Origin of the sequence: Streptomyces sp. MS06 (genome assembly GCF_047200655.1) — a bacterium.
Taxonomy (GTDB): domain Bacteria; phylum Actinomycetota; class Actinomycetes; order Streptomycetales; family Streptomycetaceae; genus Streptomyces.
Genome location: NZ_JBJZOJ010000054.1, coordinates 20182 through 42502 on the forward strand (window position 1 = coordinate 20182; position 22321 = coordinate 42502).

Annotated in this window: 18 protein-coding genes; 4 read left to right on the plus strand and 14 right to left on the minus strand. The window is 75.2% G+C overall.

Annotation, left to right across the window (positions count from 1 at the left end; translation table 11 throughout):
• Positions 1–103 precede the first annotated feature (103 nt).
• The 10 genes from ACL02U_RS25080 to ACL02U_RS25125 all read right to left on the minus strand — a co-directional run bounded on the left by ACL02U_RS25080 (position 104) and on the right by ACL02U_RS25125 (position 14810).
• Positions 104–1681, minus strand: a complete 1578-nt coding sequence (locus ACL02U_RS25080) for a hypothetical protein (protein WP_412793192.1) — start codon at positions 1679–1681, stop codon at positions 104–106.
• Between the two features lie 193 nt (positions 1682–1874).
• On the minus strand, positions 1875–5606 hold the full coding sequence (gene putP, locus ACL02U_RS25085) for a sodium/proline symporter PutP (protein ID WP_412793193.1): 3732 nt from the start codon (positions 5604–5606) through the stop codon (positions 1875–1877).
• A 311-nt stretch (positions 5607–5917) separates the two neighbouring features.
• A complete protein-coding gene (locus tag ACL02U_RS25090) occupies positions 5918–7117 on the minus strand; it encodes an NAD(P)/FAD-dependent oxidoreductase (protein ID WP_412793194.1) in 1200 nt (399 codons plus the stop codon).
• 292 nt (positions 7118–7409) lie between these two features.
• Positions 7410–8354 carry an RNA polymerase sigma factor SigJ gene (gene sigJ, locus ACL02U_RS25095; protein WP_412793195.1) on the minus strand — a complete coding sequence of 315 codons (945 nt, stop codon included), beginning with the start codon at positions 8352–8354 and terminating at the stop codon, positions 7410–7412.
• Positions 8355–8434: 80 nt separating this feature from the next.
• On the minus strand, positions 8435–9151 hold the full coding sequence (locus ACL02U_RS25100; RefSeq protein WP_412793196.1) for an alpha/beta family hydrolase: 717 nt from the start codon (positions 9149–9151) through the stop codon (positions 8435–8437).
• Positions 9152–9324: 173 nt separating this feature from the next.
• Positions 9325–10128 (minus strand): DUF1295 domain-containing protein, encoded by an 804-nt coding sequence (locus tag ACL02U_RS25105; RefSeq protein WP_412793197.1) that lies wholly within the window; start codon positions 10126–10128, stop codon positions 9325–9327.
• Positions 10125–11429: a class I SAM-dependent methyltransferase gene (locus tag ACL02U_RS25110; protein ID WP_412793198.1), complete on the minus strand. Its 1305-nt coding sequence runs from the start codon at positions 11427–11429 to the stop codon at positions 10125–10127. The genes ACL02U_RS25105 and ACL02U_RS25110 overlap by 4 nt, the downstream gene beginning before the upstream one ends.
• Positions 11426–12727 (minus strand): class I SAM-dependent methyltransferase, encoded by a 1302-nt coding sequence (locus ACL02U_RS25115; RefSeq protein ID WP_412793199.1) that lies wholly within the window; start codon positions 12725–12727, stop codon positions 11426–11428. The genes ACL02U_RS25110 and ACL02U_RS25115 overlap by 4 nt, the downstream gene beginning before the upstream one ends.
• On the minus strand, positions 12724–13503 hold the full coding sequence (locus tag ACL02U_RS25120) for a DUF1365 domain-containing protein (protein ID WP_412793200.1): 780 nt from the start codon (positions 13501–13503) through the stop codon (positions 12724–12726). The genes ACL02U_RS25115 and ACL02U_RS25120 overlap by 4 nt, the downstream gene beginning before the upstream one ends.
• Positions 13500–14810, minus strand: a complete 1311-nt coding sequence (locus ACL02U_RS25125) for an NAD(P)/FAD-dependent oxidoreductase (RefSeq protein WP_412793201.1) — start codon at positions 14808–14810, stop codon at positions 13500–13502. The genes ACL02U_RS25120 and ACL02U_RS25125 overlap by 4 nt, the downstream gene beginning before the upstream one ends.
• 332 nt (positions 14811–15142) lie before the next feature.
• Here ACL02U_RS25125 and ACL02U_RS25130 point away from each other — a divergent pair, with 332 nt between their 5' ends.
• Positions 15143–15676, plus strand: coding sequence for a cysteine hydrolase family protein (locus tag ACL02U_RS25130; protein ID WP_412793202.1), 534 nt, complete (start codon positions 15143–15145; stop codon positions 15674–15676).
• A gap of 232 nt (positions 15677–15908) precedes the next feature.
• Here the strand turns inward: ACL02U_RS25130 and ACL02U_RS25135 are convergent, their stop codons facing one another.
• Complete coding sequence (locus ACL02U_RS25135) at positions 15909–17198, minus strand: phosphatase PAP2 family protein (RefSeq protein WP_412793216.1); 1290 nt, start codon at positions 17196–17198, stop codon at positions 15909–15911.
• A 435-nt stretch (positions 17199–17633) separates the two neighbouring features.
• Between ACL02U_RS25135 and ACL02U_RS25140 the strand changes: the two genes are divergently transcribed.
• Together ACL02U_RS25140 and ACL02U_RS25145 are read left to right on the plus strand one after the other, a co-directional pair.
• On the plus strand, positions 17634–19085 hold the full coding sequence (locus ACL02U_RS25140; RefSeq protein WP_412793203.1) for a WGR domain-containing protein: 1452 nt from the start codon (positions 17634–17636) through the stop codon (positions 19083–19085).
• Positions 19086–19439: 354 nt separating this feature from the next.
• Positions 19440–19565: a hypothetical protein gene (locus ACL02U_RS25145; protein ID WP_412793204.1), complete on the plus strand. Its 126-nt coding sequence runs from the start codon at positions 19440–19442 to the stop codon at positions 19563–19565.
• 110 nt (positions 19566–19675) lie between these two features.
• Here ACL02U_RS25145 and ACL02U_RS25150 read toward each other — a convergent pair whose 3' ends face one another.
• The 3 genes from ACL02U_RS25150 to ACL02U_RS25160 are packed head-to-tail and all read right to left on the minus strand — an operon-like array spanning position 19676 to position 21485.
• A complete protein-coding gene (locus ACL02U_RS25150; RefSeq protein ID WP_412793205.1) occupies positions 19676–20071 on the minus strand; it encodes a hypothetical protein in 396 nt (131 codons plus the stop codon).
• Positions 20068–20871, minus strand: coding sequence for an Asp23/Gls24 family envelope stress response protein (locus ACL02U_RS25155; protein WP_412793206.1), 804 nt, complete (start codon positions 20869–20871; stop codon positions 20068–20070). Before ACL02U_RS25155 ends, ACL02U_RS25150 begins: the two co-directional genes overlap by 4 nt.
• Positions 20868–21485, minus strand: coding sequence for an RNA polymerase sigma factor (locus ACL02U_RS25160; protein ID WP_412793217.1), 618 nt, complete (start codon positions 21483–21485; stop codon positions 20868–20870). Before ACL02U_RS25160 ends, ACL02U_RS25155 begins: the two co-directional genes overlap by 4 nt.
• Before the next feature lie 327 nt (positions 21486–21812).
• On the opposite strand from ACL02U_RS25160, the gene ACL02U_RS25165 reads away from it, so the two are divergent.
• The gene (locus ACL02U_RS25165) at positions 21813–22319 is read left to right on the plus strand and encodes an Asp23/Gls24 family envelope stress response protein (protein WP_412793207.1); all 507 of its coding nucleotides are present in this window, start codon (positions 21813–21815) and stop codon (positions 22317–22319) included.
• Positions 22320–22321 lie beyond the last annotated feature (2 nt).

The window sequence follows — 22321 nt, forward strand, 5'->3', positions numbered from 1 at the left end:
GGACCGGGGAAGCCGGTCCCGGACGTGGCGGAGGCGGCGCGCGGTGCGGAGCCCGCGCGGAGGTCGGGATTCTTCGAGAGGCCGCCGAACGGGCGGGTCGGGTTCAGATCAGGCCGGTACGGGGCCGGGCCCGGCTGTTGCGCTTGCGGCGCACCGCGGGCGGCGTACGGCGGTCGAGGCGCGGGCCGCGCCCGCCTGCCCCGCGCCCTGCACGCGAGGCGGGACCGCTCCGGGCCGTGCCGGCATCGCCGGGCACGGCGACCAGGCCGGCGCGGTAGAGCCCGTCGTCCACGCGGCGGGCCGCTGCCGCTGCCAGCTCGTCCCGGAGTGGTCCCTCGCGCAGGACCGCTCCGGGCCCGAGCAGCCCCTCGACGGCTGCCAGAGCCCCGGCGACGTCGCCGTGCCCGAGTCGTTCGCGGACCGCGGGCAGCGCCTCCGGGCTGCGGTGCACCGCGTCGATCGCCCGCAGACACGGCAGCCCCGGCCCGCCGAGCGCCACCAGCAGCTCCTCCCGGCGCAGTTGGTCCGGGTCGTGGTCGACCGCGGTGAGCACCCCGTCCCGCAGTGCGAGCCGGTGCACCTCACCCCGGCACTCCACCCGGTGCGGGTCTCCGAGGTCGCGGACGGGTCCGTGAGACGCCGCGGAGCCGGCCGAGGGCACCGCGTCGGACACCGCCAACGCTGCGGTGACCAGCGGGTGAAGCTCCCCGGGGGTGACCAACCCGGCCCTGAGCAGCAGCAGATCCGGCAGGAGCCGGGCCGACGCCTCCGGAAGCACCGGCAGCGCCGCCGCTTCCTGCGCAGGCGGATCCTCCCGCGGGGACCGGAGCGTCGGGGCGTGGCTGTCGTCGGGGGCGACGAGTTCGAACACGGCGCGGCGGCGCGCACCGAGCCGTACGGTGAAGGCCCCGCGGGAACGTCCCTCGGCCCGCAACAGGAGTTCGGCCTCCGCGGCCCAGTTGGCCGGTGCCCACGGCAGGTGGCGCTCCGCCGGGTTCTCCGGCCGAACCTGCGGACCCGGCACATCCTGCGGACCCGGCCGGTTCCACGAGCCGGCCTGGCCCGGCGGGACGGCCAGGTCCGGCAGGTCGGCCTCGGCCGTACCGGGCGGGAGTCGCGGCAGCGACGACGGCACCCCGCCCCGACCGCACCGCCGGGCCAGTTCGCCGCTGCGGCCGGCGTCCCAGAGGTGCCGATGCAGGTCGAGCCGGAACCGCCGGTCCGGGTGAGGATGCGGGTGGTACCGGTGCGGGCCGGCTGCGGAGCCCTCCCACAGGTCCAGGGACATCCGCTGCCCGGCGTCCGCCCGGGGCGGCGGTGTCCGCACCACCAACCGCAGCGGAGCGGCGCCGGAACTCCGGTACGTGGCAAGGGCGATGGTGAGGCCGGGTCGCAGCCGCCCGTGCGGGGCGATCCGGGGCATGTGCCAGCGGAGCAGGTCGGGCGCCAAGCGGCGCAGATCCGAGCGAAGGCGGGTGGCGAGATCGGTGCCGTGGCGGTTGCGCACGGCGCGCAGATCGAGAGCGACGTCGACCCTGGCGGCGGCGCAGGCCCCCGCCCAGTCCCCGAGCACACGCCGTGCGCTCGCGGTCTCGATCATGGAAGGTGGCACGGCGTAGGCGCGCACGCGCTGCCACATCGGCAGGTGGGGCGGGATGTCGTTCGCGAAGTGATGTGCCATCAGCACTCACCCTGTGCGAACGATTCCCCCAATCCGTACGAGGAGAAGTTCTTCATCGCGAGCATCATAGGCACCGCTGTGCCGGACCGCCACGTCGATATCGCTGCGCGGCGGCACGGGCGACTCGGCATCCCCGCCCGGCTCGGCGACCGGCCTCTCCGGGCCCGGCAGCCGTGACCGGCTCGGCGACCCGTCAGGCCCCGTCCATCCCGCTCATCCCGCCCGACCCATCCAACCCATCCATCCCAGCAGTTCCTTCGGCGCCACCTGTCCCGCCGGACATGCCGACCTCGTCCACCCCGCCCACCTCGCCCACCTCGCCCGCGAGGCTCTCGGTGGGGATGGCCTGTTCCGCCCAGATGGTCTTGCCGGTCGCGGTGTAGCGGGTGCCCCAGCGCTGGGCGAGCTGGGCGACGATCAGCAGGCCCCGCCCCCCTTCGTCGGTGGTCCGGGCGTGGCGCAGACGCGGGGAGGTGTTGCTGGCGTCGGAGATCTCGCAGATCAGGGCGCGGTCCCGGATCAGGCGGAGCCGGACCGGTCCGGCCGCGTGGCGGATGGCGTTGGTGACCAGTTCACTCACGACGAGTTCCGTGGTGAACCCCAGCTCGTCCATCCCCCAGTCGGCGAGCTGCCGGACGGCGAGGGTGCGGGCCTGCCCCACGGCGGCCGGGTCGCTCGGCAGGTCCCAGGAGGTGACCCGGTCCTGGGCCAGCACGTGGGTCCGGGCGAGGAGCAGGGCCGCGTCGTCGGACGGGGGCCCCGTCAGCAGGGTTTCGACGGTCTTGCGGCCGATGTCCTCCAGGGTCGGTCCGGGCACCGTCAGGGCTTCGCCCAGGCGGGACAGCCCGACGTCGATGTCCCGGTCGGAGGTCTCGACCAAGCCGTCGGTGTAGAGGGCGAGGAGACTGCCCTCGGCCAGCTCCAGTTCGACGGACTCGAAGGGCAGGTAACCGAGGCCGAGGGGCGGCCCGGCGGGCAGGTCGAGGATCTCGGCGGTGCCGTCCGGACGGATGATCACGGGCGGGAGGTGACCGGCCCGCGCCAGGGTGCACCGCCTGCTGACCGGGTCGTACACCGCGTACAGACAGGTGGCGCCCAGGAACGCGACGCCCGCCGCCTCGTCCCCCGCCGCCGGCGGCGCGCTGCTGTCGCTCGCCCCGATCAGCCCGATGACCAGGTCGTCCAGATGGGCCAGCAGTTCGTCCGGGGAGAGGTCCAGGTTGGCGAGGGTGCGGACCGCGGTGCGCAGGCGTCCCATCGTGGTCGCCGCGTTCATGCCGTGGCCGACGACGTCCCCGACGACCAGGGCGATCCGGGCTCCGGAGAGCGGGATCACGTCGAACCAGTCGCCGCCCACCCCGCTGGGGGCGTCCGCCGGGAGGTACCAGGACGCCACCTCCAGGGCCGATCCTCCGGTCAGCTTCTGCGGCAGCAGCGAGCGCTGCATGGAGCGGGCCGCGGTCCGCTCCCGGGTGTAGCGGCGGGCGTTGTCCACGCAGACGGCCGCCCGGGAGACGATCTCCTCGGCGAGGCGTACGTCGTCGTCCTCGAAGGGGCCCGCGCGCCGGGACCGGGCGAACGTGGCCACGCCCAGGGTGACGCCGCGCGCCCGTACCGGGACCACCATCAGGGAGCCGAAGCCGAACGCGCGGATGGAGGCGCCGAGCGGCTCGTCCTCGGTGACCCAGTCACTGTTGGCGGGGTCCAGGGACCGCTCCACCAGGGTCTTGCTCTCCAGCAGGCAGCGGGTCACCGGCGAGGAGGGGGCACGCCGTACCGCCTCCCCGACGGCCAGGGTCGCCTCGGGGCTGCCCTCGCGGACGGAACGCTGTGCCGCCCGGCGGATGACGGGTGTCATCCCGACCGGTCCGGGGGCGGGTTCCTCGCCCCGCATGACCGTGTCCAGCAGGTCCACGGCGACGAAGTCGGCGAGGGACGGGACGGCCTCGTCGGCGAGTTCCTGCGCGGTCCGGGTCTCGTCCAGCGTGCTGCCGATCCGGGCGCCGGCGTCGTTGAGCAGGGCCAGCCGCTCCTGTGCCCGCCAGCGCTCCGTGACGTCGATGATCATGTACCAGATGCCGACCGTGCGGTCCTTGTGGTCCTTCATGGCGAAGAAGGACGCGGAGTACGCCCGCTCCCGGTGCGGGTCGCTGCGGCTGGCGCCGCGGAACTCGTGGTCCATCACCGGCTGCCCGGTGTCGAGCACCTTCCGCATGTGCGCCTCGAACGCCTCCGCGTCCGGTTCGGACAGCACCTCGCTCACCTTCCGGCCCAGCCGCTGCGCGAGCGGGATCATGCGGTCGAGGGGCTCGTTCACCCAGACGTAGCGCAGGTCCATGTCCAGGACGGCGATGCCGACCGGGGCGTGCCTGAGGAACGGGGCGAGCATCAACTGGTTGACCCCGCCGCCCGGCATCCGCCAGAAGGCCTGTTTCGGCGGGCTGCCGACGAATCTGCCGAAGACCAGCGCGGCCAGCGTGGCGACCAGCATGCCCGGGATGATCTCGTAGATGCCCGACTCGAGCGGTCCGAGCAGCGGGTTGATCCTCTTCCAGAGCAGTACCGTCGCCGCCCCCGAGACGATCCCGGCCATGGCCCCCGCCCAGGTCATGCGCGGCCAGTACAGCGAGAGCAGCACGACGGGGCCGAAGGCCGCCCCGAAACCCGCCCAGGCGTAGGCGACGATGCTCAGCAGCTCGTCGGCTCTGAGCGCGATCGCGTAGGCGATCACGATCACCGCGACGACGGCCCCGCGCCCCACCCACACGAGCACCCGGTCCGAGGCGCGGCGGTTGAACAGGGCGCGGTAGAAGTCCTCCGTCAGGGCGACGGACGACACCAGGAGCTGGCTGTCCGCGGTCGACATGATCGCGGCCAGCACCGCGATCAGCATCAGCCCGGCGATCCACGGGTTGAGCAGGGTCCGGCTCAGGACGATGTACACGATGTCCGGGTTGCCGAGCGGTGTGCCGAGCCGGGCGATGCCGGCGAGGCCGACGAGCGTGGCGCCGCCGAGGACGACGACGACCCAGGCCGTGCCGATGCGGCGGGCCGCGGGGATGGCGCGGACGCTGCGGATGCCCATGAAGCGGGCCAGGATGTGCGGCTGGCCGAAGTAACCCAGCCCCCAGGCGAGCAGGGAGACGATCGCGATGGTGCCCAGCGACCCGCCGCCCGACCATCTGCCGTCCGCGTACTCGACGTCGGAGCCCATTCTCAGCAGTCCCGGCGCCTTGGCGTCGAGGGCGTCGCCCAGCGCGCCGAAGCCGCCGACCGCCGCGATGCCCGACACCGGGAGCACCAGCAGGGCCAGGAACATCAGCGTGCCCTGCATGACGTGGGTCAGGCTCACCGCGAGGAAGCCGCCGAGGCACGAGTAGATGACGATCACCAGCGCGGTCAGCGTCACCCCGAGGCCGAAGCGGACGTCGAAGACGTTCTTGAACAGCAGTCCGCCGGCCACCAGCCCACTGGCGACGTAGACGGTGAAGAACACCAGGGTGACCGCGGCCGAGGCCATCCGGAGCGCCCGGGTGCGGTCCTCGAAGCGCTTCTCCAGGTACCCCGACAGGCTCACGGCGTTCCCGGCCCGCTCGGTGTAGGTACGCAGTCGCGGAGCGACGAAGAGCCAGTTCAGATAGGTGCCGATCACCAGCCCGACGGCGATCCAGCTGGCGCCGATACCGGCGGCGTACACCGCTCCGGGGAGGGCCAGGAACAACCAGCCGGACATGTCGCTGGCTCCGGCGGACAGCGCGGCTACCAGCGCGCTGAGCCTGCGGCCGCCCAGCGCGAAGTCGGAGAACGTGTGCGTACGGGAGTACGCCCACACACCCGTTCCGATCATGGCGGCCACGTACACCAGGAACGTGGTCACGATCGGCGCGCTGAAGTCGAACATAGGGCCCTCGCCTGCAAGGCTCATGCGCGCCGGGGGCGACCGTCGGCGCGCCTGACAGCTGTGCGCCCGGCGGTACAAATCTACACATCCAGATTGTCGGGAGGCGACTTGTCGGACGCGGCGGCCGGTCCCGCGGGTCGGAAAACGTCCACGACGGGGCCGGAGGCGAGGGGACCGGAGGCGATGGGGACGCAGGCGACGGGGAGGGGGACGGCGACAGGGACGGAGGCGACGGGGACGGCGACGGGGGCGGCGACGGGGGCGGCGACGGGGGCGGCGACGGGGGCGGCTCCCGGCGGCGTGCCCCGCGGAGCGGGCCGCCGCCGGGCCCCGGGTCAGGCCGGTGTGCCGGCCGCCGCGTCCGCCGGGACCGGCGCCGGTACCAGGCGGCGGCGCCGGGTCGGCAGGGCGAGCATGGGGTTGGCGACGGCCCAGGCCGCGCCCTTGCAGATCAGCTCCTTGTAGACGGCGGCGGGCCGCCCGGTCAGGGCCGCCCGCACGGCGCGGTCGTCCGCGGTGACGTACTGGACGAGGCCCTGCCTGCGGCCGAGGGAGATGCACTGGTTGAAGTAGCGCATCGGCACCTTCGGGACCTTCCTGCCGGTCAGCCGGGCCGCGATGGCGTCGGCGGCCTGCCAGGCCATGGGGGTGCCCGTGGCGCAGGACATGCGGAGCGGCTTGTCACCGGGCCCCATCGCCATGGCCGCGTCGCCGACGGCGTACACGTCGGGGTGCGAGACGGAGCGCATGGTGGCGTCGACCACGATCTGCCCGGTGTCGGTGACGTCCAGGGCGGTGGCCTGCGCGAGGGGGTGCACGGCGAAGCCGGTGGTCCACACCGTCACCGCGGCGGGGACGGTCCCGCCCGCCGCGGTGGTGACGCGGTCCGCCTCGACGCCGGTCACCGCGGTCTGCTCGTGCACGGTGACGCCGAGCCCGTCGAAGACCTTCCGCAGATGCCGCCGGCCCTTGGGCGAGAGCCAGTCGCCGAGGGCGCCGCGGGTCGCGAGGGAGACGGAGAGGTCCGGGCGGGCCTCGGCGATCTCGGCGGCGGCCTCCAACCCGGTGAGGCCGCCGCCGACCACGAGCACGGGCCGTCCGGCGCCCAGGCGGGCCAGTCGCTCGCGGGCCCGGAGCGCGCCGGGGCGGCCGGCGATCTGCACGGCGTGCTCGGCGGTGCCGGGGACGCCCTGGTCGTTCCAGCCGCTGCCGAGGGCGTACACGAGGGTGTCGTACCCGAGCACGTCCCGCGCGCCGTGCGCGTCGGCCACGGTGACCTCCCTGCGGTCGACGTCGACGGCGGTGACCCGTGCCACCCTCAGCGTGACGCCGGTGCCCTCGAACATTGCGCCGAACGGGCGGTTCCGCAGTTCCTGGCCGGTCGCGAGCTGGTGCAGCCTGACCCGCTCGACGAAGTCGGGCTCAGCGTTGACGAGGGTGAGCGCGACGTCGTCGCCGTGCAGCCTCCTGGCGAGGCGCCCGGCCGCGGCCGCTCCGGCGTATCCGGCTCCGAGGACGACGATTCGGTGCTGCATGTCCCTGCTCCTGTCTTCAGCGGATTCGCCCCCTGAACCGGGCAGCCCGCCGTTTCCTGACAGAGGTGGCGGGTGACGTGCCTCACATCCCGGTCGTACCTCGCATCCCCGTCGTGCCTCACACCGGTTCAGCGGCCGTGGAGCGGGGGCGGCAGGCGTGGAACGCGCGTCGGGCGGGTGCGGCAGGCGTGGAACGCGCATCGGGCGGGTGCGGCAGGCGTGGAACGCGCATCGGGCGGGTGCGGCAGGCGTGGGACGCGTGTCGGGCGGGTGCGGCAGGCGTGGAGCGGGTTCAGAAGACCTGGACCAGGGGGGCGCCGTGGTCGGTGGCCGCCCACTGCCGGTTGGCGCGGGCGAGCTTGTCCGGGTTGACCTGGTTGCGGAACGCGGCGATGCCCTCGGTGGTGATCTCCAGGCACAGGACGCCGACGACCCGGCCGTCGACGACCGCCACCAGGGCGGGCCCCCCGTTGGCGGTCGTGAGGTGGAGCCCGGGTGAGCCGCCCGCCAGCTCGCGCTTGGCCCGGCTCGGTTTGAACAGGCCGCGCATGAACTTGGCGACCGCGACGGCGCCCTCGAACGCCTTGGTGCGGGCGGGGATCCTGCCACCGCCGTCACCGATCGCGACGGCGTCCCGGGTGAGCAGCCGCACCAGCGGTTCGGTGCGGCCGCTGGTGGCCGCCGCGAGGAACTCGTCCACGATCTGCCGGGCGGCGGCCTCGTCGACCTCGGTGCGGGCCCGGCCGTCGGCGACGTGCTTCCTGGCGCGGTGCAGGATCTGCTGGCTCGCGGCCTCGCTGAGGTCGAGGATCCCGGCGATCTCCCGGTGCGGGTAGTCGAAGGCCTCCCGCAGCACGTACACGGCGCGCTCGTTGGGCGAGAGGCGCTCCAGCAGGGCCAGCACCGCGTAGGAGACCGACTCGCGCTGTTCGGCGGTGTCGGCCGGGCCGAGCATCGGGTCCCCGGCGAGCAGCGGCTCGGGGAGCCACTGGCCCACGTAGGTCTCCCGCCGTGCGCGGGCGGAGGTGAGCTGGTTGAGGCACAGGTTGGTGAGGACCTTCGTCAGCCAGGCCTCGGGGACGTCGATGCGGTCGACGTCGGCGGCCTGCCAGCGCAGGAAGGCCTCCTGCACGGCGTCCTCGGCCTCGCTCGCGGAGCCGAGGAGGCGGTAGGCGATGGCCTCCAGGCGGGGCCTGCAGGCTTCGAACCGGTCCACCTCGTCCGTGGTCAGCGCCATGGTCGCGAGCATAGTGCGCCGGTGCACCCGCCATACGGCTCGGGTGCGGCCGGTCCGGCAGGGCGGTGCACCGGGCCCGGTCAGAGCACCGGAAACGCCGCCGCCCCGTCGCGGTAGGCCGCCGCCGGGAGCGGGTCGGGGCAGCCGGACGGGTCGAGGAGGTGGGCGACGGCGGACGCGGCGGTGCGGTGCCAGAAGCCGTGGCGCCGCAGCATGGCGTGGTCGCCGTCGCGGACCACCGCCATCCCCGCGCGGGCCGCCGTGCCCCGCGCCCGGCGCACCAGGTCGGCGGAGTCGGCGCGGGAGGTGATCCGGTCCCGGTCGCCGTGCAGCACGATCACCCGGCGGCCCGCCAGCGTCCCCACCGGCTCGCCCGGCGGCCACCACGGGGCCAGGGCGAGCACGCCGCGCACCTGCGGATGGGCCGCGGCGTGCAGCGCGGCCCGGGCGCCCATGGAGTGGCCGACCAGCACCGTGGGCACCGGTCCGGCCAGCCGGGCGAGCCGCTCCAGCGCGTCGAGGGCGTCCGGCACGGGGTCGGCGCGCTCCTCGTTCCAGCCGCGGAGCCGGTAGCGCACCCGGGCCAGCAGGACGTCCCGGTGGGGCAGCGCGACCGTGATCGGCCGCCGGAAGGGACGCATCCGCAGCACCGCCGGGTGCCAGGAGCGGGACGGGCCGCCGTCGTGCGCGCGCCCGCCGTGCAGCAGCAGCACGGCGGCCCGCGGGTTCGGCGGAAGCAGCAGCGGGACGAGCGCCTCCCCGGGCGCGGGGAGGCGCCGGGCGTCGCTCCGGCGCACGGTGGGCACTCCTCGTCGGTTTCCCGGCGCCGGCGCCGGCGCCGGCGCGGGTGCGAGCGCGGGTGCGGGCGCGGGTGCGGGTGCGGGCGCGGGTGCGGGCGCGGGTGCGGGCGCGGGTGGGCCGGCGGGGCGGGCGCGGTCCGCGGGTGCCGGCCGGCGGCCGGTCCCGCGGTTCACCGCGCCCTCGGCGGTCGCGGCAGGAAACCGCTGGTACGGGCCGCGTACGCGGCGTAGCCGGGGCGGTCGCGCATGTGCCGCTCCAGCAGGCGCTTCCCGCTGCCCTTGGTCAGGAGCAGGCTCATCACCACCGGCGACACCACCGACACGGCGGCCGCCGGGGCGTCGTCGCAGGCCAGCAGGAACAGGCCCCACCAGACGCAGAAGTCGCCGAAGTAGTTCGGGTGCCGGGTCCACGACCACAGCCCCCGGTCCATGATCCGTCCCCGGTTCGCCGGGGCGGCCTTGAACCGGGCGAGCTGCGCGTCGCCGACCGCCTCGAAGCAGAGCCCGACGGCCCACAGGGCGACGCCGGCCCAGGCGAGGGCGGACGGCCTGCCGGGCACGTACTGCGCCGCCTGGACGGGCAGGGACACCAGCCACACCAGGGCGGCCTGGAGGAGGTAGACCATCCGCAGGGCGTAGGCGTTCGGGTTGCCGGGGGCCTTGGCCAGCATCGCCTCGTAGCGCGGGTCCTCGCCGTGCCCGCGGCCGCGGCGGGCGATGTGCACGGCCAGCCGCAGCCCCCACACGGCGGTCAGGACGGTCACCAGGGTCCGGCGCACCGGGTCCCCGTGCCCGGCGGAGGCCGCGAAGGTGACGGCGGCGACCGCGGTGAAGGCGACGCCCCAGGCGATGTCGACGATCCGGTGCACACCCCGGCGCACGGCGACCGCGAACGTGAGCAGCAGCACGGCAAGCGCCGCCGCGGCGGCCCAGAGCAGGTTGGCGGCGAAGGCGCCCCACGGGAAGCCGTTCACAGGCCCTCGTACCAGTCCGGTGCGGCGGTCGGCAGGCCGCTGTCCCCGCCGGGGCCGGGCCGCACGGCGAGGATCTGGTCCACTCCCATGCGCCCCTCCTCGAACGCCAGCGCCCCACCGACCAGGTACAGCCGCCACACCCGTGCGGTCTCCTCGCCCACCAGCCGCACGAACGACTCCCGGTCGTCCTCCAGGGTGCGGTGCCAGGCGCCGATCGTGCGGGCGTAGTGCTCGCGCATCGACTCGACGTGCCGGACCTCCAGGCCGGCCTCCTCCAGCATCCCGGTGGTCTCGCCGAGCGGGCGCATGTGCATGTCGGGGGCGATGTACGCCTCGATGAACGGGCCGCCGCCGGGAGCGTTCCGGCCGCGGGACATCTGCTGCACCAGGACCCGCCCGCCCGGCCGGACCAGACGGTGCAGGGCGGAGGTGAACGCCGGGTACTCGGCGTCGCCGACGTGCTCGCCCATCTCGACGGTGGCGACGGCGTCGTGGGCGCCGCCGGCGATGTCCCGGTAGTCCTGGCAGACCACCTCGACCCGGTCGGTCAGGCCTCGCTCGCGCACCCGGTCCCGGACGTGCGCCGCCTGCTCCCGGGACAGGGTGACGGCGGTGACCCGGGCCTCGTGCCGCTGCGCGGCGTGCAGGGTGAGCGACCCCCAGCCGCAGCCGATGTCCAGCAGCCGCGACCCCGGGCGCAGGGCGAGCTTGCGGCAGATCAGCTCCAGCTTGGCCCGCTGCGCGGCCTCCGGGCGGGCGCCGGGGTCCTCGCTCGTCCAGTAGCCGCAGGAGTAGGCCATGGTGTCGTCGAGGAGCAGGGCGTAGAACTCGTTCGACAGGTCGTAGTGGTGGCTGATGGCGGCCCGGTCGCGGGCCCGGGTGTGCAGCGCGCCGCGCAGCCGGGCCTGGGAGGCGGGGGCCGCGGGCGGCGGGCCCACCACGCCCAGCCGCACGGCGGTGGCGAGCGCGCGGGCCCGGTCCGCGGGGGTGAGCCGGGGCGGGCGCAGTCCACGCTCCCGGGCGGCGGACCACATCGCCCGCAGCCCCTGCGCGAGGTCGCCCTCGACGTCGAGTTCCCCGGTGACGTACGCCTGCGCCAGGCCCAGTTCGCCGGGCTGCCAGAGCAGGCGCCGCAGGGCGCGCCGGGACCGTACGACGACGACCGGGCCGTCGGCCGGTCCGGTCTCGCTGCCGTCCCAGGCGCGCAGCCGGACCGGGAGGGGGCCGCCGAGCGCGTCCGCGGCGAGGGCGGCGAGCCGGTGGGCGGCACCGGGCCGCGAGGGGGCCTGGAGACTGGTCATCGGGCGGAGTCCTCCTTGGTGAGCAGGTAGTGCCGTACGTCGAGGTAGCCGGAGCGGAAACCGGCCTCCGAGTAGGCGAGGTAGAAGGTCCACATGCGGCGGAAGGTTTCGTCGAAGCCGAGCGCCCCGACCTCCTCGGCCCGCTCGGTGAACCGTTCCCGCCACAGCCGCAGCGTCTCCGCGTAGTGCGCGCCGAACGCGTCGCTGCGGGCGACGGTCAGCCCGGTGCGGTCGCGCACGTTCTCCTCGACGGCTTCGGCGGACGGGATCTGCCCGCCGGGGAAGATGTACTTGTGGATCCAGGTGAAGCCGCCGCGGGTGGCGAGCATCCGCGCGTGCGGCATGGTGATCGCCTGGAGCGCCACCCGCCCGCCGGGCGCCAGCCGCTCGTCCAGGGTGCGGAAGTACACCGGCCAGAACTCGGCGCCGACCGCCTCGATCATCTCCACGCTGACGACGGCGTCGTACTCCCCGCGGGCCTCCCGGTAGTCGCACAGTTCGACGGCGACGCGGTGCTCGAGACCGGCCTCGCGGACCCGTGCCCGCGCCAGGTCCCGCTGCTCCCGCGACAGGGTGAGCGAGGTGACCCGGGCGCCGCGTCCGGCCGCCCGCAGCGCCAGCCGCCCCCAGCCGGTGCCGATCTCCAGCAGCCGGGTGCCGGCGCCGACGCCGGCCAGGTCGAGCAGCCGGTCGATCTTGCGGTCCTGGGCCGCGGCGAGCAGGTCCCAGCTCGCCGGGAAGCCCCGGAACCGGGCGGCGGAGTAGGTGAGGGTGTCGTCGAGGAACAGCGAGAACAGCTCGTTGGACAGGTCGTAGTGGCGGCTGATGTTGGTGCGGGAGCCGTCGGGTGTGTTGCGTTCGCCGTGCGGCTGCCGGAGCGCCCACAGGGGGCGCAGCCGCTGCAGCGGGGCCGGGACCAGGTCGGCGGCGTGCGCGGCCAGCACGGTGAGCGCGCCCACCAGGTCCGGGGCGTCCCACTCGCCGGCCATGTAGGACTCGCCGAAGCCGACCAGGCCGCCGGTGCCGATCCGGGCGTGGAACGCCGCCGGGTCGTGCACCTGCAGCAGCGGGCCGCCGCGGCCGACGGTGTCCGCGCCGGCGAACCGGGCCCGCAGCGGCAGCCCGCGCAGGGCCCGCCGGACGACGGCCGCGGTGACGGCGGTACGGGGCCGCGAGGCGCGCGGGACGGCCGCCACGTCGGGCCAGCGGCCGGGGTCGGCGGCCGCTGGAGGCCGGCGGGCGGGGTCGGCGGCGACGGCGGGCCCGTGCGCGGCGGTACGGGGCTCGGCTGTCCTCATGTCGTGTTCTCCGGTGTGCGGTGGTCGTCGGGGCGGGGCTGAACGGGCAGTCCCCGCAGGTAGAGGCGTATGCCGTGGGCCCGGATCGCGGCCGAGGCGACCAGCGTGGACCAGGGGTGGCGCAGTGCCAGCCGCAGCAGGGCCGCGGGAGTCGCCGCACGCCGGGTGCCGCGCACGGTCGCGGTCAGGGCCGGGCCGGCCGGGCGGTCCAGGCGGACGGTCAGGTCGAGCCGCGGTCCGGGCGGCGGCAGCCGCATCCGGTAGCCGCCGTCCACGGGGAAGAACGGCGAGACGTAGAACCGCTTGTCGGCGCGGGCGGTGCCGGCCTCGTCCGGGTGGAGCAGGTAGGCGTGCCGGCCGCCGTAGGTGTTGTGCACCTCGGCGACCACGCACCGTGGTTCGCCGTCGCGGCCGAGGCACCAGTACAGGGTGAGCGGGTTGAAGACGTACCCGAACACGCGGGCCTGGGTGAGCATCAGCACCCGCCCGCCGGCCGGCGGCTCGCCGTGCGCGGCGAGGAAGGCGTCCAGCCCGGCGCGGATCGTGGGCCGGGTGCCGTCGAAGTGGTCGCGCGGGTCGAACCGGGCCAGCGGCCGCAGCGGTCGGGGCAGCCGGGGCGGCCGGTCGGGGTCGACGAGCCACAGGTAGGTGCGGTGCCGCAGGGTGCGGCGCCACGGTGTGGTGCGCACGTGCGTGATCGTGCACGGGTACAGGGCGGGTGCGGTGCCGGCCGGTGCGGTGCGGGCGGACGCTGCGCGGGCGGGTGCGGTGCTCACCACTGCGCTCCCAGCGCGGCGGCGGCCTCGACGCCGGAGCGGCAGCCGTCCTCGTGGAACCCCCAGCCGTGGTAGGCGCCGGCGAACACGCATACCGGGCTGTCCAGTTCGGGCAGGCGCCGCTGCGCGGCCACCGACTCGGGCGTGTAGACGGGGTGCTCGTACGTCATCCGGGCCAGCACCCGGTCGGGCCGGACGCGGTCCCCGCCGCCGAGGGTGACCACGAACGTCTCGGCGGCGTCCAGGCGTTGCAGCCGGTTCATGTCGTAGCTGACCCGCACCCGGTCGGCACCCGCCGCGCACGACGGCATCAGGTAGTTCCAGGAGGCCCGCGCCCCGCGGGCGCGCGGCAGCAGGGCGGTGTCGGTGTGCAGCAGAGTGGGGTTGCGGGAGTACCGGAAGGCGCCGAGTACGTCCTTCTCCCCCGGGGTGGCGTCGGCGAGCAGCCGCAGCGCCTGGTCGGGGTGGACGGCGACCACCACCGAGTCGTACGTCTCGGTCGTCCCGTCCTCGGCGGTGACGTCGGCTCCGTCGGCGTGGCGCCGGACGGCCCGGACGGGCGTGCCGGTGCGCACGTCGGGGAGCCGGTCGGCTATCCGGTCGACGTACGACCGCGAGCCCCCGGTGACCGTGCGCCATACCGGCGAGCCGGTGACCGACAGCAGCCCGTGGTGCTCCAGGAACCGGAACAGGTAGGCGGCCGGGTAGCGTTGCGCGGTCGCCGCGTCGCAGGACCACACGGCCGACACCAGTGGCGTCATGAAGTGGGCGCGGAAGTAGGCGGAGAATCCCTCCCGGTCGAGGAACCCGCCCAGGGTGAGCGCGTCCTCGCCGCCCGCCGCGAGCAGCCGCCGGGCCGCCCGGTGGAACGCCGGGACCTCCGCCAGCATCCGCAGGTAGCGGCCGCGCAGCAGGGTACGGGGATGCGTGAACAGCCCGGCCGGACCGCGGGCACCCGCGTGCTCCAGGCCGCACCCCTCGCACCGCACCGACATGCTCATCTCCGACTCCTGCGTTCTGACGCCGAGTTCGTCGAAGAGGCGCAGCAGGTGCGGGTAGGTGCGGCGGTTGTGCACGATGAACCCGGAGTCGACGCGGTGCACCCGCCCGTCGTGCGCCGACGTCAGCTCGTGGGTGTGCGCGTGCCCGCCGAGCCGGTCGTCGGCCTCGTAGAGGGTCACGTGCCGGGTGGCGGCCAGGACGTGGGCTGCGGTGAGCCCCGCGACTCCGGCCCCGAGGACGGCCGTGCGCCGCCCCTCGCTCCGCGTCTCGGGTCGCCGCGAAGCACCCGGGGACGTGCGGGTCATGGTCTCTCCTCCACGGGCCGGCATCAGGATCAGGCGGGTCACCTGTGATCCGGAGCCGGTCGCGCAGCGGATTGGCCGGGTGGCGGACAACCTGCCGCCCGCGCCGCGGCCGGACCGCGGACGACTGCCCTCCGCGCGGCGGCCGGGCCGCAGCCGCGCCGCGCCCGCGCCGCGGCACGGCCTCCCGGACGCTCCGCGGCACGGCCTCGCGGGGTTCCGCGGCGCGGCCTCCCGGGTCGGCCGGATCCGCCCGGCGGCCCCGCGGACGTGCCGTCTTGGTACGGTGCCGGGGACCGCCCGGATCCGCCGAAAGCCCGTCCCAGGGAGAACACTTGGCCCGCGAGCGCACGGCACTCCTGCTGATCGACCTGCAACGGTGGATCGTGGACATGCCATGGCAGCCGATCGACGGGGACGCGGTCGCCGACGCCTGCGGAAGGCTGCGCGAGCACCTCGCGGGCACCGGCGCCGTGGAGACGGTCCTGGTCCGGTACGTCCGTGCGGACGGCGCCGACGGAGGCACCGGCGCCGCCCCCAACCGGCTCGTTCCCGCGTGCGCGCCGCGCACCGGCGACCGGCTGGTGACCAAGAACGGCCTCGACGCCTTCGAGGACACCGGGCTGGACGGCGTCCTGCGCGGCGCCGGGGTCACCGAGGTGGTGGTCGCCGGGCTGTCGACCGCGCACGGGGTGGCGGCCACGGCCACCACGGCGGTGCGCCTGGGCTACCGCGTGGTCGTCGTCTCGGACGCCACGGCCAGCGTGGACGAGGCGCAGCATCTGCGGGCACTGGACGAACTGTCGGCACTCGGCGTGCGCACCGCCCGGGTCGCCGACCTCGCAGCTCCGCGGGCCGCGGACGCCTGACCCGACGGCCGGACACCGAACCGAGGGCCGGAACGGCGGCCCGGGGGGTCGGAGGCGCGGCCCGGGGGGTCGGAGGCGCGGCCCGGGGGGTCGGAGGCGCGGCCCGAAGGTCGGCGCCGGGCGCGTGTCAGAACGGCGGGCGGGTCGGGCGGCGGGCGGCACGACCCGGTACGTGACCGGTGGGCACCCAGTGGGCACCCGGTGCGTGCCCGGTGCGTGCCCGGTGGGCGCGTCAGGCGGGTTCGGGTTGCGGTTCCGGGCGGGTGACGGGTGCGGCCGCCGGTTCCCGGAGCGCCGTGGTCCGCAGGTATCCGTAGATCACCGAGATCATCGCCAGCAGGAGCAGCGGACCGGCGATCACCGGGTGCCGGGCCATCTCCAGGGGCAGGAAGCGGTACGACAGCAGCAGCGCGGTGAAGACCGCCGTGCCGTGGGCGACCAGTCGGGCGACCGAGCGGTCCCAGCCGCGGTCGAACGCGCGCACTGCGGCCTCCACGGTCAGCGCGAACACCACGCCGGCCACCAGGTCGGCTCCGTAGTGGTAGCCGAAGCCCAGCGTGGCGCAGAGGGTGGCGACCAGCCAGAACGTACCCGCGTAGCGCAGCGGGCGCGGGCCTCTGCGGGAGTGGATGAAGATCGTGGTGGCCCAGGCCGTGTGCAGGCTGGGCATGCAGTTGCGCGGGGTGATCCCGTCGAAGGGAATGGGGTGCGGGGCGGCGATCGGCGGCGGCGTGTGCGGCCACAGGTCGGCCACCGCCCAGTGGCCGCTGGATCCGGTGTCGGCCCACAGGCTGACGGACGCCCAGTGCTCGGCACCGGTGCCGTAGGCGAAGATCGGGCCCACCACCGGGAAGATCATGTAGACGACTGGCCCGACCAGGCCTATCGCCAGGAAGGTGCGCACCAGGTGGTGGCCCGGGAAGCGGCGCTCGACCGCGACGTTGCGCAGCTGGTAGAGCGCGACGACGACCGCGGCCACCGCGAGCTGCCCGTAGACGATGTCGAGGAAGTTGAAGCCGACGGCGCCGGTGGCCGTGAGGGCCCGGCCGACCAGCCACGACGGATTGCCCAGCGCGTGGTCGGCGGTGGCGACGTACGGGTCGAGCACGGTCGGCCGGGTCTTGGAGGTGATGAGGAGCCAGGTGTCACCGGTCTTGCGGCCGGTCACCAGCAGCAGCCCCAGCCCGACGCCCTTCAGCAGCAGGGCGCGATCCCGGCCGGTGCGGCGCGTCAGGGCGAGGACGCCGCAACCGAGGATCACCCACAGCGCGCCGTTGCCGAAGGGGTGGCCGTCGGTCACCCGCACACCGAGCGCCCACCGCACCAGGGCGAAGCAGAGGTCGATGCCGACGGCGGCGCCGATCGCGACGAACCGCTGCCGCCAGGGGAGCACCACCATCATCAACGCCATGCTGGCGTACAGCAGGAAGCCCGACTCGGGCGCGTGGACGACCTCCCGCACCTGAGCGGTGACCGGACCCGGCACGCCGTAGTGGCGGGCGGCGATCTCCAGCGCGGCCATGAATCCGAGGGCCACGGCGCCCGCGGCGGCCCAGAGCACCGTCCGGCGCCGGGACCGGGCGGAGAGGTCGGTCGTGCTTCGTATTCGGGAGAGGACCCGCGATGTCGTGGATATCACTTGCTTGACCGGTGTGTGGGTTTCTTTCGTCGGGATCACTGGTTGCACGTCGAGCCGAACTGCGTTTCTTCCCGGTATGAGGAAGGTGAGCGACAAAACGTTCATCGCGAGATCGAACATGTTATCGGAGCCATACGGGTGAGTCCGGAGAACGTTCGCCGGAGGGCGCGAGGGCGTTCACGGGCCGTTCACACCGCCCGCCCGCCCGGGGCGGCGGGTGGCGGGCGCGCCCGGTCGTTGTCAGTGGGTGCCTCTACCTTTTGATCAGTGGGACCCGCCGGGGAGGCCGCGGGTCCAACCATCGGGGAGGGGTGTGCCATGTCTGCCGGGACCACGGTGTCGACCACGTATCTGGAGCTGTCCCAGGAGGGCGGCGGCGCCCACAAGTTCTACGAGGTGGCCGTCGACGGCCGGGTGGTGCGGGTGCGCTACGGCCGGATCGGCTCGGACGGGCAGACCCAGACGACCACGTTCCCCTCCGCGGAGAAGGCGCAGGCAGCCGCGACGAAGAAGATCGGGGAGAAGGTCCGCAAGGGATACGCACCGGCGGTGGCCGGCCGGCGGGCGCCGCGCCCGGTGACCCGGCGCCAGGTGTCCTCGGCACCCTCCACCGCCCGAGCCTCGGCGCCCGTGCTGTGGCGGTTCCGCACCGGCTCCTCGGCGTTCGGGATCCACGTCGACGACGAGCGCTGCTGGGTCGGCAACGAGGCGGGCGACGTCTACACCCTGGACCACGAGGGCGGCGTACTGGCCCGGTTCAGCCTCCCCGACGGCGTGAAGTGCCTGGTCGCCGACGACTTCTGGATCTACGCCGGCTGCGACGACGGCCGGGTGTACGACCTGTCCTCGAAGCTGCCGTTCGCGGCCTACGACATCGCGGCGGACGTCGACATCTTCTGGCTGGACATCCACGAGGGCGTCCTGGACGTCTCCGACCGCGAGGGCCGGCTCACCGTCATCGACCACGAGGACGAGCACCAGTGGGCCCGGCGCAGCGAGGGCGCGGACGCCTGGATGGTCCGGGCCGACGACCGCGCCGTGTACCACGGCCACCGGCAGGGCGTCACCGCCTACGCACCCGACGGCGGCGGCGAGCTGTGGCACACGCCCACCCGGGGCGGCGTCCTGTTCGGCTGGCAGGAGGACGACGCCGTGTACGCGGGCACCGCGCGCCGCGTCGTGCAGCGGCTGGCGAAGGCGGACGGCGCCGTCGAGGCCACCTACGCCTGCGACAGCGCGGTCTACTCGTGCGCAGCCTCGCCCGGCGGGCAGTTCGTCTTCGCCGGCGACTCGTCCTCCTCCGTCTACTGCTTCGACCGGGCCGGCACCCGCCTGTGGAAACTGGGCACCGGCGGCGGCTCGGCGCTGTCCATGCAGTACCACGACGAGCGCCTGTACCTGGTGACCACGGACGGCTCGCTGGTGTGCGTGGACGCGAGCGAGGCGGCGATCTCCGCCGCGCAGCAGGGTTCGGTGCCGGCGGCCCGGGACGTCAAGCTGGACGCGGCCCTGCCGACCTACGCCCCCGACACGGCCGTGAGCAGCATGGCCTCCGTCAGCCGGGTCTCCGCGGGGGCGATCGTGGTCGAGTGCGTCCAGGAGTCCGGCCGGGTGCGCGTGCACGTGGTGTCCGAGGGCTACGACCCGTCGTGGAACGTGCAGTTCCCGCGCGCGATACGGGAGCCCGGCGCGCGCTACGTGGTGGACGCCCTGCACCCGGCGGCCGGCGGCTTCTACCGGGTCCGCGGCGACATCCGCCGGCTGCTCTGAGCGGAGCGCCCGCGCCGACCCGCCACCGGCGGGCCCGCCGCCCCGCCTCCGGCCACCGGGACGCGCACCATCGGCACCTCCCGGGACGGGACGCGCACCATCGGAACCTCGGCAGCCGGGGCGCATCCCACCGGGTCGCCCGTCACCGGGCCGAGCGCCACGCCGGCGGTTCTGCCGGAGCAGGCGGGGGCGGCGGCGAGGAACCCGTACGGGGGTGGGCGGGCGGTCCCCGCGGGACCTCGACGGGAGTCCGCGGCGGCGCTCCCGCGAGGCCGCACGGCGCCGGCGGAACGGCCGGGCGGCGCCCCGGCGGCGGTCCTGCGCGGCCGGGCCCCGGTGCGGGACGGTCGGCCGGTGGGAGGCGCGCCCGATCCGGTCGCGCCGGAGCGCCGGCGCAGGCTCCGGGCGCTGACCGCCGCGGCCACGGCGTGGGCCCTGTTCCTGCACCTGACGCTGACCGTTCCGCTCCCGCACCCGTAGGACGCGGGAGGGCGGGTGCGGGACATCCCCACGGGCGTCACGGTGGGCGTCCCCGCCGGCGTCACCAAGGGAGTCCCGGCCGCGTCACCGCGGGCGGGGGACCCGAGGGGTCAGACCAGACCGGTGATCGTCACGGTCACCCGCGCGCCCGGCCGGCCGGGGACCGAACCGGCCAGATGACCCTCGACGGCGGCCCGCACGGCACGGGCCACGTCCACCGTCCTGGCGGCCCGGCTCAGCGCCACCACCCGGACGTCGACATGCCAGCCGCCGGCACCGCCCGGTCCGGGCGTCACCCGCACCCCTGCGGACGGCGCCCGGCCGGCGCCGGGACCGGAAGCGGAGCCGGCATCGGTCCGCTGCACCGCGGAGCGGAGCCGGGCGGCCAGTCCCGGCTCGAGGAAGGCGACCCCCGGCACGCTCTGCACGACCCCGGCGATCTCCTCGGCCGGCGCCGGGGGCGGGGCGTGCGCGGTCCGCGGTGTGCGCGGGTTGTGCGAGGTCACGGGGTACGCCCTTCCTGACCGTCGCCCCGCAGGTCGACGAGGTCGGTGATCCGGATGTCCACGGCCGCGGTGACCAGGCCGAGCTCCCGGTCGGCGGCGTCCCGCACCCGCTGCCGCACCCGCTCCGCCAGTTGCGGCAGCGACGCGTCGGCGGGGGCGTGGATGTCGAGGCGGACCCGGACGCCGGCACCCTCCCCGCCGGCACCATCCCTGCCGGCACCCTCCCTGCCGGAACGATCCGCGCCACGATCGCCGGCGCGGCCACCGCCCCGGCCACCGCCCCGGCCGTCACCGTACGCGCCGCGCCCGTCCGCGCGACCGCCGTCCAAGCGTCCGCCGTCCGGGCGAGCACCGTCCGCAGAGCCGCTGTCCGGGCCGTCGGCGGCGGTGATGCGGCAGGAGCCCGCTCGTACGCCGTCGACCGCCTCGGCCGCCGCGCGAAGGGTGCGGGCGGCGACCGCTTCCATGATCCACAGGTCCTCGGCGGGCAGCCCCAGGGGCAGCGGCCGGCCTGGCCGCAGTTCCAGGCGCACGAGATCCATGACCCGCCGGGTCAACCGCTCGGCGTCGTACCCGGAGGTGTCCGGAACCTCCTCGCGCAGGCCGAGCACGGCGGACTCCAGCCGGTCCAGGCCCCGCACGGCCTCCCGGCAGTGCGGGCAGGAGTCCGCGTGGGGGTCCTCGCCCCGTCCCTCCCGGTCCTCCCAGACCTGCGACAGCAGCCGTCCGCACGGCAGGAGTTCGTCGTCGTCCTCCCCGGTGCGGACGTCGTCCGGCGGCGGGTCGTTGCGGGCGGTCATCGCCAGGCCCCCAGTGCTTGTGTCAGGCAGCGGCGTGCGCGGAAGACGCGGGCTCGGACGGCCTCCTGGCTGATACCGACCGCTCCCGCGATGAACTCGTAGGAGCGGCCGTCCAGTTCCCGCAGCACCCAGCAGGCACGCTGCTCGGCGGAGAGCAGGTCGAGGGCGTCCCGCAGTTCGCGCACCGCGTCGCGGGCCTCGGCGATACGCGCCGGCGAGGTGGTGTGCTCGGCCGCCGGCACCTGCCCGGCCGCCTCCAGGGGCGCCGTCGGACGGCGGGCCCGCAGCACGTTCAGGCAGCGGTTGGTGACGATCCGGTACATCCACGTGCCGAAGGACGCCTGCCCGTGGAACTCCGGCAGCCGGCGCCACGCGCTGAGGAAGGCCTCCTGTACCGCGTCCTCCGCCTCCGCGGAGGTGCCGAGCAGGCGGGCGGCCAGCCGGATCAGCGCCGGCGCATGGCGCTGCACCAGCACCGCGAAGGCGTCCTCGTCGCCCTCCGCGGCCCGGACCGCCAACAGGGCGGTGCCGGTGGCGCTCCCGCTGTCGGCGGCGTCGGCATCCGCGTCCGCGGCGGCGCCGGGTGGTGCGGTCGGTCTGCGGGCGCCCGCCACGGGGCGGCTCCTCTCGTCCGGTCTCTTCAGGTGGGACACCTGTGCACCGTTCCTGTTACGCACCGTTTCGGCGGTGGGGGCTCCCGCGGATGCGCCCCGGTCCGCCCCGTCACGTGCCGCGCCCGGCGGTCGCCCCCGCATGGCGGAACCGCGGCACGCGCGGCACGGGTGACGGGCCGTCGGAAAAACGCGCCGAGACGGTACGGTCGCGGCCCCTCCCGCGTTCCCCGGGGCTTTTTCCGGGCATCCGCGTCACATCGGGGGCCGAGACGGGTCCGACGAAGACAGGTACTTCACCGACGAGCCGAAGCAGGAAGGACGAACACCATGGCCACACAGACCGCGGTCGCCACCAAGGACACCCCCGCACCCAGGACCGGCACCGGCACCGGCACCGAGCGGACCACGGCCGTCGCAGGCGGCGCGACCGGCGCGGACCAGCCCGCCGCCACCCGCGGCAGGACCTCGATCGCCGACCTCGTGGTGGTGAAGGTCGCCGGCATCGCGGCCCGGGAGATCCCGGGGGTGTACGACATGGGCGGCGGCCTCTCGCGCACCATCGGCGCCGTCCGCGACCGGGTGCCCGGTGGCCGGCCCAACGTGGGGCGCGGCGTGAAGGTCGAGGTGGGCGAGCGGCAGGCGGCCGTCGACCTCGACCTGGTCGTCGAGTACGGGGTGCCCATCACCGACGTGTCCCGGGACGTGCGGGAGAACGTGATCTCCGCGGTGGAGCGCATCACCGGCCTTGAGGTCGTCGAGGTGAACATCACCGTCAACGACGTCCGGCTGCCCGAAGAGGAGGAGGAGTCCTCCGCCGAAGCCCGGGTGGAGTAGGG